Origin of the sequence: Aeromicrobium sp. (genome assembly GCF_032084975.1) — a bacterium.
Classification (GTDB): domain Bacteria; phylum Actinomycetota; class Actinomycetes; order Propionibacteriales; family Nocardioidaceae; genus Aeromicrobium.
Genome location: NZ_DAMDLR010000051.1, coordinates 1 through 19,510 on the forward strand (window position 1 = coordinate 1; position 19,510 = coordinate 19,510).

Annotated in this window: 20 protein-coding genes; 15 read left to right on the forward strand and 5 right to left on the reverse strand. The window is 71.2% G+C overall.

The window, feature by feature from the left end; genetic code table 11:
* On the reverse strand, positions 1 to 395 hold a 395-nt coding region (locus RT323_RS11905), incomplete at its 3' end, for a hypothetical protein (protein ID WP_313408628.1).
* A gap of 142 nt (positions 396 to 537) precedes the next feature.
* Here RT323_RS11905 and RT323_RS11910 point away from each other — a divergent pair.
* The 4 genes from RT323_RS11910 to RT323_RS11925 all read left to right on the forward strand — a co-directional run bounded on the left by RT323_RS11910 (position 538) and on the right by RT323_RS11925 (position 6,544).
* Positions 538 to 1,506, forward strand: a complete 969-nt coding sequence (locus tag RT323_RS11910) for an ATP-binding cassette domain-containing protein (RefSeq protein WP_313408630.1) — start codon at positions 538 to 540, stop codon at positions 1,504 to 1,506.
* Positions 1,503 to 2,330, forward strand: a complete 828-nt coding sequence (locus RT323_RS11915) for an ABC transporter permease (protein WP_313408633.1) — start codon at positions 1,503 to 1,505, stop codon at positions 2,328 to 2,330. The genes RT323_RS11910 and RT323_RS11915 overlap by 4 nt, the downstream gene beginning before the upstream one ends.
* Before the next feature lie 162 nt (positions 2,331 to 2,492).
* The gene (gene dnaE, locus RT323_RS11920) at positions 2,493 to 6,032 is read left to right on the forward strand and encodes a DNA polymerase III subunit alpha (RefSeq protein ID WP_313408636.1); all 3,540 of its coding nucleotides are present in this window, start codon (positions 2,493 to 2,495) and stop codon (positions 6,030 to 6,032) included.
* Positions 6,029 to 6,544, forward strand: a complete 516-nt coding sequence (locus RT323_RS11925; RefSeq protein ID WP_313408637.1) for a hypothetical protein — start codon at positions 6,029 to 6,031, stop codon at positions 6,542 to 6,544. Before dnaE ends, RT323_RS11925 begins: the two co-directional genes overlap by 4 nt.
* Here RT323_RS11925 and ybaK read toward each other — a convergent pair.
* Together ybaK and RT323_RS11935 are read right to left on the reverse strand one after the other, a co-directional pair.
* On the reverse strand, positions 6,522 to 7,010 hold the full coding sequence (gene ybaK / locus RT323_RS11930; RefSeq protein ID WP_313408640.1) for a Cys-tRNA(Pro) deacylase: 489 nt from the start codon (positions 7,008 to 7,010) through the stop codon (positions 6,522 to 6,524). The two genes, RT323_RS11925 and ybaK, sit on opposite strands and share 23 nt — an antisense overlap.
* 106 nt (positions 7,011 to 7,116) lie before the next feature.
* Positions 7,117 to 8,280, reverse strand: coding sequence for a benzoate/H(+) symporter BenE family transporter (locus RT323_RS11935; RefSeq protein WP_313408643.1), 1,164 nt, complete (start codon positions 8,278 to 8,280; stop codon positions 7,117 to 7,119).
* 24 nt (positions 8,281 to 8,304) lie between these two features.
* Here RT323_RS11935 and hisD point away from each other — a divergent pair, with 24 nt between their 5' ends.
* From hisD to hisH, 4 genes are read left to right on the forward strand one after another with little or no spacing between them, the layout of a single operon-like run.
* Positions 8,305 to 9,597 carry a histidinol dehydrogenase gene (hisD, locus tag RT323_RS11940; protein WP_313408645.1) on the forward strand — a complete coding sequence of 431 codons (1,293 nt, stop codon included), beginning with the start codon at positions 8,305 to 8,307 and terminating at the stop codon, positions 9,595 to 9,597.
* Complete coding sequence (locus tag RT323_RS11945) at positions 9,594 to 10,673, forward strand: histidinol-phosphate transaminase (protein WP_313408648.1); 1,080 nt, start codon at positions 9,594 to 9,596, stop codon at positions 10,671 to 10,673. The genes hisD and RT323_RS11945 overlap by 4 nt, the downstream gene beginning before the upstream one ends.
* On the forward strand, positions 10,670 to 11,287 hold the full coding sequence (hisB, locus tag RT323_RS11950) for an imidazoleglycerol-phosphate dehydratase HisB (RefSeq protein ID WP_313408651.1): 618 nt from the start codon (positions 10,670 to 10,672) through the stop codon (positions 11,285 to 11,287). The genes RT323_RS11945 and hisB overlap by 4 nt, the downstream gene beginning before the upstream one ends.
* A 22-nt stretch (positions 11,288 to 11,309) precedes the next feature.
* Positions 11,310 to 11,954 (forward strand): imidazole glycerol phosphate synthase subunit HisH, encoded by a 645-nt coding sequence (gene hisH, locus RT323_RS11955; RefSeq protein ID WP_313408653.1) that lies wholly within the window; start codon positions 11,310 to 11,312, stop codon positions 11,952 to 11,954.
* A gap of 39 nt (positions 11,955 to 11,993) precedes the next feature.
* On the opposite strand, the gene RT323_RS11960 is transcribed toward hisH, so the two are convergent.
* A complete protein-coding gene (locus tag RT323_RS11960; protein WP_313408656.1) occupies positions 11,994 to 12,650 on the reverse strand; it encodes a YitT family protein in 657 nt (218 codons plus the stop codon).
* A gap of 41 nt (positions 12,651 to 12,691) precedes the next feature.
* Between RT323_RS11960 and priA the strand changes: the two genes are divergently transcribed.
* On the forward strand, positions 12,692 to 13,414 hold the full coding sequence (gene priA, locus RT323_RS11965) for a bifunctional 1-(5-phosphoribosyl)-5-((5-phosphoribosylamino)methylideneamino)imidazole-4-carboxamide isomerase/phosphoribosylanthranilate isomerase PriA (RefSeq protein WP_313408658.1): 723 nt from the start codon (positions 12,692 to 12,694) through the stop codon (positions 13,412 to 13,414).
* Between the two features lie 2 nt (positions 13,415 to 13,416).
* On the forward strand, positions 13,417 to 13,935 hold the full coding sequence (locus tag RT323_RS11970) for a DUF1707 domain-containing protein (protein ID WP_313408660.1): 519 nt from the start codon (positions 13,417 to 13,419) through the stop codon (positions 13,933 to 13,935).
* Between the two features lie 3 nt (positions 13,936 to 13,938).
* On the opposite strand, the gene RT323_RS11975 is transcribed toward RT323_RS11970, so the two are convergent.
* Positions 13,939 to 14,598, reverse strand: coding sequence for a hypothetical protein (locus RT323_RS11975; protein ID WP_313408662.1), 660 nt, complete (start codon positions 14,596 to 14,598; stop codon positions 13,939 to 13,941).
* Positions 14,599 to 14,602: 4 nt separating this feature from the next.
* Here RT323_RS11975 and hisF point away from each other — a divergent pair, with 4 nt between their 5' ends.
* The 5 genes from hisF to RT323_RS12000 form a co-directional block, all read left to right on the forward strand.
* Positions 14,603 to 15,364, forward strand: coding sequence for an imidazole glycerol phosphate synthase subunit HisF (gene hisF / locus RT323_RS11980; protein WP_313408665.1), 762 nt, complete (start codon positions 14,603 to 14,605; stop codon positions 15,362 to 15,364).
* A complete protein-coding gene (locus RT323_RS11985) occupies positions 15,361 to 17,184 on the forward strand; it encodes an ABC transporter ATP-binding protein (RefSeq protein ID WP_313408667.1) in 1,824 nt (607 codons plus the stop codon). Before hisF ends, RT323_RS11985 begins: the two co-directional genes overlap by 4 nt.
* On the forward strand, positions 17,177 to 18,946 hold the full coding sequence (locus RT323_RS11990; RefSeq protein ID WP_313408670.1) for an ABC transporter ATP-binding protein: 1,770 nt from the start codon (positions 17,177 to 17,179) through the stop codon (positions 18,944 to 18,946). The genes RT323_RS11985 and RT323_RS11990 overlap by 8 nt, the downstream gene beginning before the upstream one ends.
* A 29-nt stretch (positions 18,947 to 18,975) precedes the next feature.
* Positions 18,976 to 19,314: a phosphoribosyl-AMP cyclohydrolase gene (gene hisI / locus RT323_RS11995; protein ID WP_313408673.1), complete on the forward strand. Its 339-nt coding sequence runs from the start codon at positions 18,976 to 18,978 to the stop codon at positions 19,312 to 19,314.
* Positions 19,311 to 19,510: hypothetical protein (locus RT323_RS12000; RefSeq protein ID WP_313408676.1), on the forward strand; the 200-nt coding region annotated here is incomplete at its 3' end. The genes hisI and RT323_RS12000, both read left to right, overlap by 4 nt.

The following is a 19,510-nucleotide window of genomic DNA, read 5'->3' on the forward strand; positions in this document are numbered from 1 at the left end:
CGCTCGGCCCGCTCGGCCGCCTCGTTGATCGAGCCGATCTCGGTACGCAGCTGCTCGCGGGCCTGGCGCCAGCGCCGGCGCGTCTCCTCGAGCGTGCCGTGCGCATCGGCGAGCAGGTCGGCCTGACGCCGGACCAGCTCGGACACGTCGGACAGCTGCTCGGCGTCGGCCTCCAGCACCTGGCCCAGCGTGCCCGCGACGCGGGACATGGCCCGGACGGTCGGGCCACGGGTCTCCTTGGGCGCGTCGGCCTGGCGCAGCCGCTTGCCGACGTCGGTGATCTCGGCGACGAGGTCCTGGAGCTTGTCGGCGGCGGTGCGCAGCCGGTCCGGATCGCCCGGCACCGCGATCGCATCCGGATGGAACCTCGTCACCAACTGTGCTTCCGCGGCCATGCTTCGTCCCCCCGAGCTCCGGATTTTTGCTGGCACATTCCTACCATCGATGGGCCCCGAGCGGGGGACGTCGTCCGTCCGACGGGGAGGGCGTCAGGCTCGGGGGTGTATTTCTGTCGGACCCGTGCCCCATGATCGGGGGATGAGCGACATGATCCGCGCGACCGGACTGGTCAAGCGCTATGGCGACGTCGAGGCCCTCGGTGGCCTCGACCTGACGGTGCCCGAGGGAACCGTCCTGGGATTGCTCGGGCCCAATGGTGCGGGCAAGACGACGGCCGTCCGCATCCTCACGACCTTGCTGGCACCGGACGAGGGGCAGGCCACGGTGGCCGGCGTCGACGTCCTGAAGGACCCCGACGGGGTCCGGCGACGAATCGGGCTCTCGGGCCAGTACGCGGCGGTGGACGAGTACCTCACCGGCTACGAGAACCTCGAGATGGTCGGGCGCCTGTACGGGATGAAGGCCAAGCAGGCGGGCGCCCGCGCGCGCGACCTGCTCGAGCGCTTCGGGCTCTCCGAAGCGGCCGACCGGCCCTCCAAGACCTACTCCGGCGGCATGCGACGTCGGCTCGACCTGGCCGGTGCCCTCGTGGCCGAGCCCCCGGTGATCGTGCTCGACGAGCCGACCACCGGTCTCGACCCGCGCAGCCGGCAGCAGATGTGGGAGGTCATCGCCGACCTCGTGGCGTCGGGGGCGACGGTCCTGCTGACGACGCAGTACCTCGAGGAGGCCGACCTGCTGGCCGACAACATCATCGTGATTGACCGGGGCAAGGCGATCGCCGAGGGCACCGCCGACCAACTGAAGGCCCAGGTCGGCGGCGAGCGGATCGAGGCGGTCGTCGTCGACCCCGCCCACGCCCCTCGGGTCCGCGAGTTCATGGCCGAGGTCGCCAAGGGCGACGTCAGCGTCCGCGACCGCTCGCTCTCGGCGGCCGTCAGCGGCTCGGGGGCCGACGACCTGATGCAGGTGCTGGGCAACGTCCGCGCGGCAGGTATCGACGTGCTCGACATCGGCCTGAGGCGTCCCACCCTCGACGACGTGTTCCTGTCCCTCACCGGTCACGAGGCCGACGAGGACGAAGCGATCCAGGAGGTGGCCCGATGAGCGCCACGACGACGACCCGCGGGGGAGTCTCCCGCGCCCTGACCGACGGCTGGGTGTGCACCAAGCGCAACCTCATCAAGATCAAGCGCGTCCCCGAGATCATGGTGTTCGTCCTGCTCTCGCCGATCATGTTCGTGCTGCTGTTCGCGTACGTCTTCGGTGGGGCGATCGACGTCGGTCCGGGCCTGGACTACAAGGAGTTCCTGATCGGCGGCATCTTCGCCCAGACGGTCGTGTTCGGCGCGACGTTCTCGGGCGCGGCGATGGCCGAGGACATGCAGAAGGGCTTCATCGACCGGTTCAGGTCGCTGCCGATGGCGCGCTCGGCGGTGTTGATCGGCCGAACCGGTGCCGACGTGGTCTACAACGTCCTGTCGTTGATCATCATGGCGCTGACCGGGCTGTTCGTCGGCTGGAGAGCACACAACGGCATCCCCAAGATGCTGGCGGCGTTCGCGCTACTGCTCGTCTTCGCCTATGCGATCAGCTGGGTGATGGCGTGGGTGGGCCTCATCGTCCCCAGTGTCGACGTCATCAACAACGCCTCCTTCATCGTCATCATGCCGCTGACGTTCGTCTCGAACGCGTTCGTACCCACTGACTCGTTCCCGGCGGTCCTGCAGAAGTTCGTGGAATGGAACCCGGTCTCGTCGCTCACCCAGGCGGTCCGTGAGCTGTTCGGCAACCTGCCCGACAAGGCTCCTGCGTCCGATGCGTGGAGCCTGCAGAACCCGGTGGTCTACACGCTCATCTGGGTCGTCATCATCCTCGCGGTGTTCGTGCCGCTGTCGGTGCGGGCCTACCAGCGCGCGACCACGAAGTAGCCGATGCGCACCGACCGGATCGGGCGAGCCCTCGCCGATTCGGTCGGTGCGCTCGCGTAGGCTGAAGGCCTTCCCCACCACCTCGACCGACGGGCTTCCCGACGGTCCACAGCACCTGTCCCCGCACCGGGACCGACGACGCAGCGGAGGCCGACGGCGACCATGGCGAGTGATTCGAGCTTCGTGCACCTGCACGTCCACACGGAGTACTCGATGCTCGACGGACACTCCCTGCTGGGTGGGCTGTTCGAGCGCACCGCCCAGCAGGAGATGCCCGCGATCGCGATGACCGACCACGGCAACGTGCACGGTGCGTACGACTTCTGGAAGACCGCCAAGCAGCACGGCGTCAAGCCGATCATCGGCCTCGAGGCGTACCTGACGCCCGGCACCCACCGCAGCGAGAAGAAGCGCGTGCGCTGGGGTCGCGGCAACGCGGCCGAGGAGGGTGGCGACGACGTCGCCGGCGGCGGCGCATACACGCACATGACGATGTGGGCCTCCACGACCGAGGGGATGCACAACCTCTTCCGGCTGTCGTCGCTGTCCAGCCTTGAGGGCTACTACTACAAGCCGCGGGCCGATCGCGAGTTGCTCGAGCAGTACTCCAGCGGGCTGATCGCCACGACCGGCTGTCCCTCGGGAGCGGTGCAGACGCGCCTGCGTCTGGGCCAGTACGAGGACGCCCGACGCGAGGCCGCCGAGCTGCAGGAGATCTTCGGCAAGGAGAACTTCTTCCTCGAGCTGATGGACCACGACATCTCGGTCGAGCGCCGGGTCCGCGACGACCTGCTGCGCCTCGGTCGCGAGCTGGGCATCCCCCCGGTCGCCACCAACGACTCGCACTACACCCACCCCGAGGACGCCGCCGCGCACGACGCGCTGATCTGCGTCGCCTCCGGCAAGCGGATCAGCGACGAGAAGCGGCTGCGGTTCGACGGCGGCGGCTACTACATCAAGTCCGCCGCCGAGATGCGGTCGCTGTGGGAGGACAAGCACGGCATGAAGGAGGCGTGTGACAACACGCTGCTGATCGCCGAGCGCTGCGAGGTCGAGTTCACCGAGTCGACCGGCGGCTACATGGCCCGCGCCGACATCCCCGCGGGAGAGACCGAGGAGTCCTGGTTCCGCCAGGAGGTCTGGCGCGGCATCGAGGCCCGCTACGGCCAGGACTTCGGCGACGACGTCCGCGCGCGCACCGAGATGGAGCTCGAGGTCATCGCGCAGAAGGGCTACTGCGGCTACTACCTCGTGGTCGCCGACTTCATCGGCTGGTCCAAGGACAACGGCATCCGCGTGGGCCCGGGTCGTGGCTCGGGCGCCGGCTCGATCGCGGCCTACGCCCTGCGCATCACCGACCTGTGCCCGCTGCAGAACGGCCTGATCTTCGAGCGCTTCCTCAACCCCGAGCGACCGTCGATGCCCGACTTCGACATCGACTTCGACGAGCGTCGCCGCGGCGAGGTCATCCAGTACGTCACCCAGAAGTACGGCACCGACAAGGTCGCCCAGATCGCCACCTTCGGCCGGCTCAAGTCCAAGGCCGCGGTCAAGGACGCCAGCCGCATCCTGGACTACCCGTTCGCCATGGGCGACAAGATCACCAAGGCGATGCCCGCCGACGTCATGGGCAAGGGCGTCAAGCTCGCGGACATCTTCGACGAGTCGCACCCGCGGTACAACGACGGCAAGGACTTCCGCGACCTGCACGCGCAGGACCACGACGTGCGCCAGGTCTACGACATCGCGATCGGCCTCGAGGGCCAGATCCGCAACTGGGGTGTGCACGCGGCCGGCGTCATCATGAGCAGCGACCCGCTGCTGGACATCGTGCCGATCATGAAGCGCGAGGCCGACGGCTCGGTCATCACCCAGTTCGACTACCCGATGTGCGAGTCGCTGGGCCTGGTCAAGATGGACTTCCTGGGCCTGCGCAACCTCACGGTGCTCAACGACGCCCTCGAGAACATCAAGGCCAACCGTGACGTCGACCTCGTGCTCGAGGACCTCTCGTTCGACGATCCCGAGGCCTACGCGCTGCTGTGCCGCGGCGACACGCTCGGCGTGTTCCAGCTGGACTCCCCGCCGATCCGCCAGCTGCTCAAGCAGATGCAGCCGGACAACTTCGAGGACATCAGCGCCCTGATCGCGCTCTACCGTCCCGGTCCGATGGGCGCCGACAGCCACACGAACTACGCGAAGCGCAAGAACGGCCGCCAGCCGATCGACTACATCCACCCCGAGCTCACCGAGGCCCTCAAGCCGATCCTGGGCACGACCTACGGCCTGATCGTCTATCAGGAGCAGGTCATGGAGATCGCCCAGGTGCTGGCCGGGTACTCGCTCGGACAGGCCGACAACCTGCGTCGCGCCATGGGCAAGAAGAAGCGCGAGGTCCTGCAGCAGGAGTTCGTCGGCTTCGAGGCGGGCATGATCGAGCGCGGGTTCTCCAAGGACGCCGTCAGCACGCTGTGGGAGATCCTCGTCCCGTTCGCCGACTACGCGTTCAACAAGGCTCACTCGGCGTCCTACGGCGTCATCAGCTACTGGACGGCGTTCCTCAAGGCGCGGTACCCCGCCGAGTACATGGCGGCCCTGCTCACCAGCGTCAAGGACGACAAGGACAAGTCCGCGCTCTACCTGGCCGAGTGCCGCCGCCTGGGCATCAAGGTGCTGCCGCCGGACGTCAACGACTCGGTCGCGAACTTCGCCTCGGTCGGCCCGGACATCCGCTTCGGCCTCACCGCGGTGCGCAATGTCGGCGCCAACGTCGTGGGCGGGATCACCGAGGCGCGCGAGGAGCACGGTGCGTACACCGACTTCGCCGACTTCCTCGACAAGGTGCCCACCCAGGTCTGCAACAAGCGCGTCCTCGACTCGCTCATCAAGGCGGGCGCCTTCGACTCGCTCGGACACGGCCGGCGCGCACTGGCCTCGGTCGCCGAGGAGGCGGTCGACCAGTACATCGACATCAAGCGCAACGCCGCGATCGGCCAGGACTCGCTCTTCGGTGCGTTCGAGGAGGAGTTCGACGGCCTCGCCGTGACGGTTCCCCAGATCGCCGAGTGGGAGAAGACCCAGAAGCTCGCCTTCGAGCGCGACATGCTCGGCCTGTACGTCTCGGACCATCCGCTGGGCGGGCTCGAGCACGTGCTGGCCGCCAACTCCGACTCGTCCATCGGGTCGCTGATCGACGGCGACCGACCCGACGGCGACGTGCTGCGGCTGTGCGGACTGGTCACCAACGTGCAGCGGCGCATGAGCAAGAAGGGCGACACCTGGGCCACGATCACCCTCGAGGACCTCGAGGGCTCGGTCGACATCGCGGTGTTCCCGGCGGCGTACAACCTCGCCGCCTCGGTGCTGACGCAGGACTCGCTCGTCGTCGCCAAGGTCCGGGTGCGCCGCAACGACGAGGGCATGGACCTGTCGGCCAACGAGGTCACGCGACCGGCGATGGGGGAGGGCCGCACCGACCAGCCGCTCGTCGTGAGCATCGCGACGTCGCGCTGCACCCTCGACACCATCAACGCCTTCAAGCAGGTGCTGGGCTCGCACCCAGGAGTCACCGAGGTGCACCTGCGGCTCTCGGGCCCGGGCAAGACCACGACGATGCGCCTCGACCAGGGCCTGCGGGTGTCCACCACCTCGGCCCTGTTCGCCGACCTCAAGGAGCTGCTCGGTCCGGGGTGCCTCACATGACCCGCACCTCGCGCGTGCTGCTGGCCGTGGCCGCCAGTGGGATCCCGGCCGCGTTCGTGTGGCTGTGGCTCGGCAGCCCGTCCGAGTGGCTGGCCACCGAGCGCGGACTCGTGCTGACCGAGTCCGCCGCGACCGGACGCTTCCAGGTCGTCGCGGTCTTCACGATCATCGGCGTCGTGCTGGGTGTCGTCGCGGGTGTCGTCGTGCACCGGACGACGCGACCGGCGCGTTGGCAGGTCGTGGTGGGACTCGCCGCGGCATCGTCGGCCGCCGCCCTGGTGTGCTGGCGGCTCGGCGTCCAGCTCGGCCCCGCGCCCCCGCAGGAGGCCACGGGCCTCGAGGTGCTCGAGACGGTCCCGTCGCAGTTCGCGGTCGACGCCATCACGCCGTTCCTGCTGTGGCCGCTCGCGGCCGTGCTGTCGTACACGCTCTCGCTCTACCTCAGCTCCGAGGGAGCGGACGAGGACGACGAGCTCGACGACGAGCCGCTCAGCGCCCGATCGCAGCCGTGACCGCGCGGGTCTGAGCCACCAGGTCGGTGGGCGACACCTCGAGGTCCAGTCCTCGGCGACCGCCCGACACGAACACCGTCGGATGCTTGAGGGCGCTGCGGTCGACCACGGTCCGGTGCGTGCGCTTCTGGCCGAACGGGCTGATCCCGCCCAGGACGTAGCCCGTCGCGCGCTGCGCCGCCGCCGCATCGGCCAGTTGCGCCTTCTTCGCCCCGAGCGCCGCCGCGGCTCGCTTGAGGTCGAGGCTGCCCGACACGGGCACCACCGCGACGGCCAGCTCGCCGTCGAGGTCGATCATCAGCGTCTTGAACACGCGCGCCGGGTCCAGCCCCAGCACCTCGGCCGCCTCCTGCCCGTAGGACTGGACGCGCGGATCGTGCTCGTACGCGTGGGCAGTCACGGCGACGCCCGCCCGGTGCAACGCCACCAGCGCCGGGGTCGCGTCCCCACCCCTCTTCTTCGCCACGTCCGTGACGTTACCGCGTGTGTTTCCCGGGCTCCGTGGTTTCGCACTCACTGCCCGGATCGCGCATCCCCGACGGAGGCACGGAGCCGGCCGAGCCAGGGATCGGTCACTCGCGTTCGAGCAGGGCGCGCACCGCGAGCCCGAGCAGCAGGGCCCAGAAGGCGGCACCGACGGACCACAGCGTGATGCCCGAGGCCGCCAGCAGGAAGGTCAACCCGGAGCTGGTGCGGTGGTGCGGCTCGGCGAAGGCACCTTCGACGGAGCCGACCAGTGCGCCGATCAGCGCGAGTCCGGCGACGGCCTCGATGATCCCGGCCGGCGCCACGGCGGCGAGGGTGACGACGAGGCCGGCCGAGCCCGCGATGACGAGGTACGCCACACCGGACGAGACCGAGGCGATCCAGCGGCGCTCGCGCGGGCCGGCCTCGTCGCCCGCGGCGAGCGCGGCGGAGAGGGCGGCGAGGTTCATCGCATGGCCACCGAACGGCGCCACGACCGCGGTGCCGAGTCCGGTCGAGACGACCGATGAGCGCCACGGCGTCTCGAAGCCGAACGAGCGCAGCACCGCCGCACCGGGCAGGTTCTGCGAGGCCATCGTGACCACCGTGAGCGGCAGCGCGATGCTGATGACCGCTGCCCAGGTCGGCGCCGGCATGGTCCACGTCAGCGTGGGCACGAACTGGCCGGTGTCGATCGCCGTGCCGGAGCGCTGCGCCGACACGAGGATCGCCGCAACGGCCACGAGGAGGGCGAAGGGGACGGCCCAGCGCGGCCGGAATCGCATGGCGACGAGCCACGCGACCAGCACGGGCGCGACGTAGGCGGGGGAGTCGGCCAGCGCGATGAACGGGGCGAGGCACAGCTGCAGCAGGATCCCCGCCAGCATCGCCTGTGCGATCTCGGTGGGGATCCGTGCGACGAGTCGCCCCAGCCAGGGCACGGAGCCGATCAGCGCGATCAGCAGTCCCGTGACCGCGAAGGCGCCGACGGCCGCGGCCCAGCCGCCGTCGACGGTGCCCGTCGACACGAGCAGGGCGGCTCCCGGCGTCGACCACGCCAGCGTGACGGGAACGCGGTGCACGAGGCCCAGCACGACCGCCAGCACGCCGAAGACGACGGTGAGGGCGAGCAGTCCGCTCTCGGCCTGGTCCTCGCTGGCGCCGGCGGCGCGCAGGCCGGCGAGCACGACGGCGAAGGACGAGGTGAAGCCGACGAGCGCCGTCACGACGCCCGCGACGACCGGCTGCTGCCACGTGGACGCGGGGGACAACGGACCGCCTCCTAGACTTGGCTCGTGCTTCGACGACTCGATCTTCGTGACCAGACCGGAGGCTACCGCGACGCGGTGCCGCGCGCGGAGGTCGACGTCGAGCATGCGCTCCGTGCCGTCGTGCCGATCTGCGAGGACGTCCGCACCCGCGGCGCCGCAGCGGTGCTCGACGCCGGCGAGAAGTTCGACGGCGTCCGCCCCGAGCGGCTCCGCGTTCCGGCGGACCAGATCCAGAAGGCGTTCGACAACCTCGACCCCGAGGTGCTGGCGGCCATCGACGAGTCGATCGCCCGTCTGCGAGCCACGTGCGAGGCCGAGCTCGAGCACAGCGCCACCGTCCAGGTCGCGCCCGGTGCCGACGTCGAGCGCCGCATCGTCCCGATGCAGCGTGTCGGCCTCTACGTGCCGGGCGGCCTTGCTCCGCTGGTCAGCACGGTCATCATGAACGCCGTTCCCGCCCAGGTCGCCGGCGTCCCGGGCATCGCCCTGGCCAGCCCGCCGCAGGCGGAGTTCGGCGGCCTCCCGCACCCGACGATCCTGGCCGCGTGCGCGCGGCTGGGCATCGACGAGGTCTACGCGGCCGGCGGCGCCCAGGCGCTCGCGATGCTCGCGTACGGCACGCAGGAGAACGAGGCGGTCAACCTCGTCACCGGGCCCGGGAACATCTTCGTCGCGGCCGCGAAGCGCCACTTGCAGGGTGTCGTGGCGATCGACGCGGAGGCCGGCCCCACCGAGATCGCGATCATCGCCGACGCGACGGCCGACCCCGAGTTCGTCGCCGCCGACCTGATCAGCCAGGCCGAGCACGACCCGCTCGCCGCCGCCGTGCTGATCACCGACTCGACCGAGCTGGCCGACGCCGTCGACGCCGAGCTGAGCCGCCAGGTCCCGCTGGCGCGGCACGCCGAGCGCATCACCACGGCGCTCGCGGGCACCCAGTCCGCGACCGTGTTCGTGCGCGACGTCGACCAGGCCGTCGACGTCGCCAACGCCTACGCGGCCGAGCACCTCGAGATCCAGACCGCCGACTCCGGTGCGGTCGCCGCACGGATCGTCAACGCGGGCGCCGTGTTCGTGGGCGCCTTCGCGCCGGTGTCCCTGGGCGACTACGCGGCCGGCTCGAACCACGTGCTGCCCACCGCCGGGTGCGCGTGTCACTCCTCGGGCCTGTCGGTGCGCGCGTTCGTCAAGAACATGCACGTGGTGACGTACTCCGAGGCCGCCCTGCGCGACGTGGGGCCGAAGGTCGTGACGCTCGCCGAGGCCGAGGACCTGCCGTCGCACGGCTCGGCCGTCTCGGTGCGGTTGGCGCGATGACGATCCCGTCGTGGGTGCCGATTCGTGAGGAGCTGCGGGACGAGCAGCCCTACGGCGCCCCGCAGATCGACGTCCCGGTCCGGCTGAACACGAACGAGAACCCGTACGGACCCAGTGCCGAGGCCGCGGCCGACATCGCCGCGGCCGTACAGGCGGCGGCGCTCGAGCTCAACCGCTACCCCGACCGCGAGGCGTGGGCCCTGCGCGAGGGCCTCGCGGCGTACCTGGGCCACGGGCTCACCGCCGACCGGGTCTGGGCGGCCAACGGCTCGAACGAGATCATGCAGCAGCTGCTGCAGGCGTTCGGAGGCCCCGGGCGCACGGCGCTGTCGTTCGCGCCGACCTACTCGATGTATCCCGAGTACGCGCGCAACACGCACACCCGGTGGGTCGCGGGCCGTCGGCGCGAGGACTTCGCGATCGACATCCCCGCCGCCGTCGCGCTGATGGAGGCCGAGCGCCCCGATGTCGTCTTCCTGACGTCGCCGAACAACCCGACGGGCACGGCGCTGGCCGCCGGCGAGCTGCGGGCCGTGCTCGACGCCGCCCGCGGGATCGTCGTGGTGGACGAGGCGTACGCCGAGTTCCGCCGGGCGGGCACGCCGACGGCGCTCGAGCTGCTGGCCGACCACCCGCGCCTGGTGGTGACGCGCACGATGAGCAAGGCGTTCGCGCTCGCGGGCGGCCGGCTCGGCTACCTGGCGGCGGACGCCGCGATCGTGGACGCGCTGAGGATCGTGCGGCTGCCGTACCACCTGTCGGCGGTCACCCAGGCGACGGCGCTGGGCGCCCTGCGGCACACCGGCCAGCTGCTCGCCCAGGTCGACGCCCTGCGCACGACCCGCGACGAGACGGCCGCCTGGCTCGCCGAGCGCGGGTACGACGTGGCCGCATCCGATGCGAACTTCGTGCTCTTCGGGCATTTCGCCGATCGGCACGCCGTGTGGGAAGGTTTGGTCGACCGAGGAGTCCTGATCCGCGAGGTCGGGCCCCCGGGCTGGATGCGGGTGTCGATCGGCACCCCGGACGAGATGCAGGCGTTTCGCGACGCGCTGCAGGAGGTGGACCCCCGATGACCGAGTACGCCGCTGGCACGCGCACCGCGCGGATCGAGCGCAAGACCTCCGAGTCGCACGTCGTCGTCGAGATCGATCTCGACGGCACGGGCCGGCACGAGATCAACACCGGCGTCGGCTTCTACGACCACATGCTCACGGCGCTCAGCCGGCACTCACTGATCAACCTCACGGTTCGCGCCGAGGGTGACCTGCACATCGATGCGCACCACACCGTCGAGGACACGGCGATCTGCATCGGCGAGGCGATCCGCGAGGCGCTCGGCGACAAGGCCGGCATCCGCCGCTACGGCAACGCCATGGTGCCCCTCGACGAGGCCGTCGCCCAGTGTGTCGTCGACGTCTCCGGACGGCCGTACTTCGTGCACACCGGCGAGCCTGAGCGCCAGATCACGGCGATCATCGGCGGCTCGTACGTCGGCTCGCTGACGTCGCACGTCTTCGAGTCGATCGCGCACCACGCCGGCATCACGCTGCACATGAACCTGATCTCGGGCCGCGACCCGCACCACATCGCCGAGTGCCAGTTCAAGGCGCTCGCGCGGGCGCTGCGTGCTGCCGTCGAGCCCGACCCGCGCGAGACGGGAATCCCGTCGACGAAGGGCGCGTTGTGACCCGTGTGAACGGAGCTCGCGCATGACGACGGTCGCCGTCCTGGACTACGGCTCGGGCAACCTGCGGTCGGCGGTCCGCGCGGTCGAGCGGGCGGGCGAGTCCCGCGGCGTCGAGGTCGTGCTGACCGCCGACGCCGCGACCGCGATGTCGGCCGACGGCCTGCTCGTGCCGGGTGTCGGCGCGTTCGAGGCGTGCATGCAGGGACTGCGCGCCGTGGACGGTGAGCGGATCATCGAGCGCCGCCTGATCGCCGGCCGGCCCGTGCTGGGCATCTGCGTCGGCATGCAGATCCTGTTCGCCGAGGGCATCGAGCACGGCGTGCGCAGCACCGGGTGCGGCGAGTGGCCGGGCACGGTCGAGCACCTGCAGGCGCCGATCGTGCCCCACATGGGTTGGAACACCGTCCAGTCGCCGGCACAGAGCCGGATGTTCGAGGGGCTCGAGGACGAGCGGTTCTACTTCGTGCACTCCTACGGCGTGCGCGACTGGAAGCTCGAGCCCGAGGGCACCGCCTTCGTCCCGCCGGGCGTCACCTGGACGTCGTACGGCGGTGACCGCTTCGTGTCGGCCGTCGAGCACGGGCCGCTGTGGGCCACCCAGTTCCATCCCGAGAAGTCCGGCGACGCCGGCCGCCGCCTGCTCGAGAACTGGATCGCCACGCTCTGAGGAGCCCGCGTCCAGACGGGCCAGGGCGGCTGCTGGGCCTCAGGCCCGGTAGCGCCCCGGGCGGTGGTTGAAGGCCAGCACGACGTTGAGCACGACGGCTCCCAGCGCCGAGAGCAGCACGTTGTCCCACGGCACGACCAGCAGCGCCGCGAGCACGACGAGGACGTCGAGTCCCATCTGCACGTAGCCCGCGCGCAGTCCGGCCTGCTCCTGCGCGATCAGGGCCAGCACGCTGAAGCCGCCGAGGCTCGAGCCATGCCGGAACAGGATCAGGATGCCGACGCCGGCCAGCACGTTGCCGGTGAGGATGCCGTAGACCGGAGCGAGGTCGGGGGAGGGGATCATCTCCGCGTGCACCGTAGTGAACACCGACAGCAGCGCGACCGCGACGATCGAGCGGAACGTGAAGCGCCAGCCCTTCTTCCACGCCGCCAGCGCGAAGAACGGCACGTTCGCCAGGAGCAGCATGACCGGCAGGGCGACGGGGAAGGCGTAGGTCAGCAGCAGCGACAGGCCCGCCGTGCCGCCGGTCACCGCGTGCGCCTCGTGCAGCAGGTGCAGGCCGAGCGAGGCCAGCCACGTCCCGGTCAGCACGCCGAGGATGTCCTCGGCAGGCGTGTGCGGCAGGGTCACCGCGGTCGGCTCGGTGGCGTCCACGGGGTCGGGGGAGGAGTGCTCGAGCTCGCTGTCAGTCATGGCCTGCACACTCTACGGAGGCTGCTCGATACGATCGCGAGGTGACTCTCGAACTCCTCCCCGCCGTCGACGTCGCCCAGGGACAGGCCGTGCGCCTGGTCCAGGGCGAGCTCGGCAGCGAGACGTCCTACGGCTCTCCCCTCGACGCGGCCCTGCAGTGGCAGGCCGATGGTGCGCAGTGGGTCCACCTGGTCGACCTGGACGCGGCGTTCGGCAAGGGCAGCAACCGCGAGCTGCTGGCCGAGGTGATCGGCCGCCTCGACATCGACGTCGAGCTGTCCGGCGGCATCCGCGACGACGAGTCCCTCGACGCCGCGATGGCCACCGGGTGCCGCCGGGTCAACCTCGGCACGGCCGCGATCGAGGATCCCGACTGGTGCCGCTCGGCGATCGGCCGGTACGGCGACCGCATCGCCGTCGGGCTCGACGTCCGCGGCCGCACGCTCGCCGCGCGCGGATGGGTCAAGGAGGGCGGCGACCTGTTCGAGACCCTCGCGCGGCTCGACGCCGACGGTTGCGCCCGCTACGTCGTCACCGACGTCACGAAGGACGGCACGCTGAGCGGTCCCAACCTGGACCTGCTGCGTCAGGTCTGCGAGCAGACCGACAAGCCGGTCGTCGCCTCGGGCGGGGTCTCGAGCCTGGACGACCTGAGGGCCATCGCGTCGCTGACCGGCATCGGCATCGAGGGCGCGATCGTCGGCAAGGCGCTCTATGCGGGGGCGTTCACGCTGCCCGAGGCCCTCGTCGCGGTCGCGCGGTAGCCATGGCCGACCTGGTGCGGTGGGACGGGTTCAGCGCCGATCCGCGCCGTGCCGAGGTCGCCGGGATCCGGGCGAGCGACCACGACCGCGAGACGGCACTCGAGGCGCTGCGCGAGGCCTACGCCGACGGCCGGCTCGACCGCGCGGAGTTCGATCGCAGGTCCGCCGACGCGCTCGCCGCGCGCCTGCTGGGCGAGTTCGTGCCCCTCCTGCGCGACCTCGAGGCGCCCGCGACGGCGACCGGGTCGCTGCGCGAGGAGGCGCTGCGGCGGTACCGCCGCGAGACGCGAGACGCCCGCAACGGGGTCCTCGCGATCGGCACCCTGACCACGGGGGTCTGGGGCGCGACCGCCATCGCCGACGGAGGCGCTTACTTCTTCTGGCCGATCTTCCCGATCCTCGGGGTCGGGATCGGCTGGCTCATGCAGGTCGTCAACAAGCAGGACCGGATCGAGCACCATGAGCGCAAGCTCGAACGGCGACTGCGCGGCCGTGACGAGGACGGTACGGACGAGGGCTGAGGCTCAGCAGCCGTCGCGCATGAGGTCGGGCCTCGTGCCGGTCGTGACCTCCATCATCACGACCTTGCTCTTCGGGCCGATCGCCTCGAGGTCCTCGTTGAACAGGAAGCCGAGCCACGCGTCGCCCTCGGTGACGAAGATGCCGGTCTGGCCGTAGCCGGCCTCGGTCATCTCGGCGGTCTCGTAGGCGCGCGACACCTGGCCCAGCGTGCTGCCGACGCCGAGGGCCTCGGCCGTCTTGGGCTGCTCGCCGCGGACGCCGATCGAGACGACGGTGCCGTCCTCCTTGGTCAGCACGTCGAGCGACGCGGCGTAGTCGCTCTTCCACGCCAGCGGCTCGACCCGGCCGCAGCCCTCGCCGGGGACCTCGACATCGGCGTCGAACAGGCCGGTGTCGAAGGCCTCGTCGCGGGTCATCCCCGCCCGCACGGGGCCGACGCGCCCCGGTGCCACCACGAGCTCGGCGATGTCCGGCAGGACGGCCGTCGGCTCGGTCGTGGGGGTCGGCGTCGACGCGGGGGCGGACTCGCTGGACGAGGGGGTGGCCGTCGTCGGATCGGTGGGTTGGGGGTCGTCCGAACAGGCCGTCAGGGTCAGTGCGGCGGCGGCCGCGAGGACCCAGAGGCGGCGCGATCGGACGTCGGACCCACGGGCTACGCTCATGGCCGTGAGCCTAGCCGTCCGTGTGATTCCCTGTTTGGACGTGGACGGCGGTCGCGTCGTCAAGGGCGTCAACTTCGTCGACCTTCGCGATGCGGGCGATCCCGTCGAGATGGCCCGCGTCTACGACGCCGAGGGCGCCGACGAGCTGACGTTCCTGGACATCACGGCCTCCAGCAGCGACCGGTCGACGACGTTCGACATCGTCGGCCGCACCGCCGAGCAGGTGTTCATCCCGCTCACCGTCGGTGGGGGAGTGCGCACCGTCGAGGACGTCGACCGGCTGCTGCGTGCCGGGGCCGACAAGGTCGGCATCAACACCGCGGCGATCGCCCGCCCCGAGGTCATCGCCGAGATCGCCAGGCGGTTCGGGAATCAGGTGCTCGTCCTGAGCGTTGACGCTCGACGTGCAGACGATCAACCCAGCGGGTTCGAGGTGACGACCCACGGCGGCCGCCGGTCGGCCGGCATCGACGCCGTCGACTGGGTGCGGCGCGCCAGTGAGCTCGGAGCCGGAGAGATCCTGCTCAACTCGATGGACGCCGACGGCACGCAGGCCGGGTTCGACCTCGAGATGATCCGCGCCGTGCGCGGCGTCACCGACGTCCCCCTCATCGCCAGCGGCGGAGCGGGCCGGCTCGAGCACTTCCCGCCGGCGGTCGACGCCGGCGCCGACGCCGTGCTCGCCGCCAGCGTCTTCCACTTCGGCTCGCTCACGATCTCCGCGGTGAAGGAGACGCTGCGAGCCGCGGGACACGTGGTCCGGTGACGACCACGACGGCGAGCCAGACCCTCGACTCCCTCGGTGGTGGCGGGACCGAGCGCCTGACCCGGCGCGGGTTCACCGTCATGGGCCGCGGCATCGTGCGCCAGCGCGTCATGTTCACGTGGGCCGCCCTGGCCTCCCTGCTGTTCGGCGTCATGACGGTCGCCGACGCGTGGGTGCTCGGCTGGGCCACGGACCATGTCATCACGCCGTCGTTCGAGTCCGGCGCCATCACCACCTCGACCCTGTGGACGGGGGTCGGCCTGTTCATCCTGGCCGCCGTCCTGCGCACCATCGGCGTGATCGGGCGTCGCCTGCTCGGTGGTGTCGTCTTCTACCGCCTCGTGCGCGACGACCGCCTGCGCGTCACGCGCCGATACCTGCAGCTGCCGTTGCGCTGGCACCACCGCCATCCCGCGGGCCAGCTGCTCAGCAACGCGAACGCCGACGTCGAGGCGACCTGGTCGATCTTCATGCCGCTGCCGATGGCGCTCGGCACGATCGCGATGCTCGTCGCCGCGATCGCCACGATGCTCTTCGCCGATCCCGTGCTGACCCTCATCGGGCTGGTGGTGATTCCGCTGCTGTTCGTCGCGAACGCGGTCTACCAGCGGTGGCAGGGTCCGCGGATCGCGCTGGCCCAGAGCCTGCGCGGCGACGTCTCCACCGTCGCGCACGAGTCGTTCGACGGGGCGCTCGTCGTCAAGTCCCTGGGGCGCGAGGCGGACGAGACCGAGCGCTTCCGCGGGGCCAGCGAGCGGCTGCGCGACGCGGCGATCGGCATCGGCCGGGTGCGGGCGGTCTTCGACCCCGTCATCGAGGCGCTGCCGAACCTGGCCGTCCTGGCCGTCGTGCTGCTCGGGGCGTGGCGGGTCAGCGAAGGCGCCGCCGACGCCGGCGACGTCGTCCAGGTCGCGTACCTCTTCACCGTGATCGGGATGCAGATCAGGTCGTTCGGCTGGGTGCTGGGCGAGCTCCCGCGCGCCGTCGTGGGCTGGGACCGCGTCTCGCGCGTGCTCGACGAGGACGACACGATGGACTACGGCACCGCCGGCGTCCCGGGCGAGGGTCCGGTCCCCCTCGAGGTCGACGCGCTCGACTACAGCCACCCCGACGAGCCCGACACGGGCGTGCTGCACGACATCACCTTCACCGTCCCGGCCGGCAGCGTCACGGCCCTCGTCGGCGGCACGGGCAGCGGCAAGAGCACCCTGGCGTCGCTCGTGACCCGGCTCATCGATCCCGACGCCGGCGCCGTGCGGCTCGGTGGCGTGGACGCCCGCGAGCTCTCCCAGCAGGCGCTGACCCGGACGATCGCGCTCGTGCCGCAGTCGACGTTCCTGTTCGACGACACCGTGCGGGCCAACGTCGTGCTCGACCTCGACATCCCCGACGAGCGCGTCTGGGAGGTGCTCCGCACGGTGCAGGCCGATCGTTTCGTCGCTGCGTTGCCGGGCGGCCTCGACACACAGCTGGGCGAGCGCGGCACGTCGCTCTCGGGCGGCCAGCGCCAGCGGCTCGCCCTGGCGCGTGCCCTGGTGCGCGACCCTCGTGTGCTGGTCATGGACGACGCCACGAGCGCCCTCGACCCTGAGGTCGAGCAGCGCATCCTGCGCGCCCTCGCCGATCGGGCGGGGTCGCCGACGACCGTGGTCGTCGCGTACCGCAAGGCCACGATCGCTCTGGCCGACGAGGTGGTGCTGCTCGAGCAGGGTCGCATCACCGAGCGCGGCACGGACGCCGAGCTGCGCACGAGGTCGGTCGCGTACCGCAACCTCGTCGACGCCTACGACCAGGCCCGTGAGGAGGTCGACCATGAGTGACGTCCCCGAGCGCGAGGGCGGCGTCTCGGTGCTGCTGCGCGGACTGCGCCGCAACCCCGAGCTGACCGACGGCATCTGGCTGACGCTCGCGCTGGCGCTGATCAGCACGGCCGGAGGCTCGGTCGTCCCCGTCGTCGTCCGCGCCGCGCTCGACGACGGCTTCGGCGACGGCGTCGACATGCCGCTCGTCACCAGGTACGTCGTGATCGCCGCGCTGCTGATGGTCGCGATCGCCATGACCGGCTACTGGTCGAAGGTGCGCATCTTCACCGCCAGCGAGCGTGGCCTGGCCAACCTGCGCGTCGCCGCCTTCCGTCACGTGCACGACCTGTCGATGCTGACCCAGAACACGCAGCGCCGCGGCTCGCTCGTCTCGCGCGTCACCTCCGACGTCGACCAGATCAGCCAGTTCCTGCAGTTCACCGGGATCATGATGATCATCAGCGTCGGCCAGATGATCGTCGCGACGGTGGTGATGGCGTTCCTGTCGTGGCAGCTCACGCTCGTCGTGCTCATCAGCTTCGTCCCGCTGGCGCTCAGCCTGCGCTGGCTGGCCGGGGCGATGTCGCGCGCGTACGACAAGGTGCGCGCCAGCGTCGGCGAGATGCTCGCGGTCATCGCCGAGCCCGTCGTGGGCGCCTCGGTCGTCCGGTCGTACGGGATCGAGGACCGCACCCAGGAGCGCGTCGACACCGCCGTCCGCACGAACTACCGCAACAACATCCGCGCCCAGACGATCACCGCCGGTGCGTTCTCGGCCGCCATCCTGGTCGGCGGCGTCGCCAACGCTGCCGTCCTCGCGGTCGGGGTGTGGCTGGGCATCGTCGGCGACCTGACGATCGGCACCGTCGTGGCGTTCGTCTTCCTCGTCGGCCTGTTCACCGGCCCCGCCCAGATGGCCACGCAGGTCATCTCCGAGGCGCAGAACGCGATCTCGTCGTGGCGTCGCGTGCTCGACCTGATGGACACCCCGGCCGATGTGGTCGATCCCGGCGCGGACGGCCGTCCGCTGCCCGCGGGAGACCTCGACGCCAGGTTCGAGCACGTCTCGTTCGCCTACCCCGACGGGCCCACCGTGCTCGACGACGTCGACGTGACGATCGAGGCGCGGCAGCGCGTCGCGGTGGTCGGCGAGACGGGCTCGGGCAAGACGACGTTCGCCAAGCTGCTGACCCGCCTGATGGACCCGGTCGACGGCCGGGTCGTGCTCGGGGACGTCGACATCTCGCACGTGGCGTTCGACGAGCTGCGCAGCCACGTCCTGATGGTGCCCCAGGAGGGCTTCCTGTTCGACGCGACGCTCGGCGCGAACCTGCGCTACGGATCGCGCGACGCGAGCGACGAGGACCTGGTCTCGGCGATCAAGCAGCTCGGACTGTCCGACTGGTTCGAGGCGCTCCCGCGGGGGCTCGAGTCCCGGGTCGGCCAGCGCGGCGAGTCGCTGTCCGCCGGCGAGCGCCAGCTCGTGGCGCTCGTCCGCTCGGCGCTGGCCGATCCCGCGTTCCTCGTCCTCGACGAGGCCACCAGTGCCGTCGACCCGCAGACCGAGCTGCGCGCGACGCGCGCGCTCGACCGGCTCCTGCAGGGACGCACCAGCGTCACGATCGCCCACCGGCTGTCCACCGCCGAGAACGCGGACCGCGTCCTGGTCTTCGACCACGGCCGGCTCGTCGAGGACGGCCACCACGACGACCTGGTCTCGGCCGGGGGCGTCTACTCCCGGCTGCACGCGTCCTGGGTCGCGCAGGCGTCGCTGGGCTGAGGGCTCGGCGTTCCTGCGAGAATGGGACCGTGAGCTCCCTCGACCCCGCCATCGCAGCCCGGCTCAAGCGCAACGAGGCCGGCCTCGTGCCCGCCGTGGTGCAGGACGCGACGTCCCGCGCCGTCCTGATGATGGGCTGGATGGACGACGAGGCGCTGCACCGCACACTGACGACGGGCCGCTCCACCTTCTGGAGCCGCAGCCGCGAGGAGTACTGGGTCAAGGGCGAGACCTCCGGTCACACGCAGCACGTCCGCGAGGTGCGCCTCGACTGCGACGGCGACACCCTGCTCCTGGTCGTCGACCAGGTAGGCGCCGCGTGCCACACCGGTGCGACGACGTGCTTCGACGAGGACCGCCTGGCATGAGGCGCAACCTCCTCGGCCCGGCCGTCCTGGCACTGCTCGCCGTCGGCGGGGGAGCGTTGTGGGCGCTGAGGTCGACGTGGTCGTCCGCGACCGTCACGGCGCCGGGGCTCCCGGCGGTCGACGTCGCGGTGTCCGGTGCCGATGCGGTGCCCGGCGCCGTCGGGCTCGCGGTCCTCGTGATGGCCGCCGCGGCCGG

Bases quoted from the DNA above. Each gene is read 5' to 3' on its own strand.
- RT323_RS11910 (WP_313408630.1), top strand. From the start codon at position 538: ATGAGCGACATGATCCGCGCGACCGGACTGGTCAAGCGCTATGGCGAC.
- RT323_RS11915 (WP_313408633.1), top strand. From the start codon at position 1,503: ATGAGCGCCACGACGACGACCCGCGGGGGAGTCTCCCGCGCCCTGACC.
- dnaE (WP_313408636.1), top strand. From the start codon at position 2,493: ATGGCGAGTGATTCGAGCTTCGTGCACCTGCACGTCCACACGGAGTAC.
- RT323_RS11925 (WP_313408637.1), top strand. From the start codon at position 6,029: ATGACCCGCACCTCGCGCGTGCTGCTGGCCGTGGCCGCCAGTGGGATC.
- RT323_RS11945 (WP_313408648.1), top strand. From the start codon at position 9,594: ATGACGATCCCGTCGTGGGTGCCGATTCGTGAGGAGCTGCGGGACGAG.
- hisB (WP_313408651.1), top strand. From the start codon at position 10,670: ATGACCGAGTACGCCGCTGGCACGCGCACCGCGCGGATCGAGCGCAAG.
- hisH (WP_313408653.1), top strand. From the start codon at position 11,310: ATGACGACGGTCGCCGTCCTGGACTACGGCTCGGGCAACCTGCGGTCG.
- RT323_RS11960 (WP_313408656.1), bottom strand. From the start codon at position 12,650: ATGACTGACAGCGAGCTCGAGCACTCCTCCCCCGACCCCGTGGACGCC.
- RT323_RS11970 (WP_313408660.1), top strand. From the start codon at position 13,417: ATGGCCGACCTGGTGCGGTGGGACGGGTTCAGCGCCGATCCGCGCCGT.
- RT323_RS11975 (WP_313408662.1), bottom strand. From the start codon at position 14,598: ATGAGCGTAGCCCGTGGGTCCGACGTCCGATCGCGCCGCCTCTGGGTC.
- RT323_RS11990 (WP_313408670.1), top strand. From the start codon at position 17,177: ATGAGTGACGTCCCCGAGCGCGAGGGCGGCGTCTCGGTGCTGCTGCGC.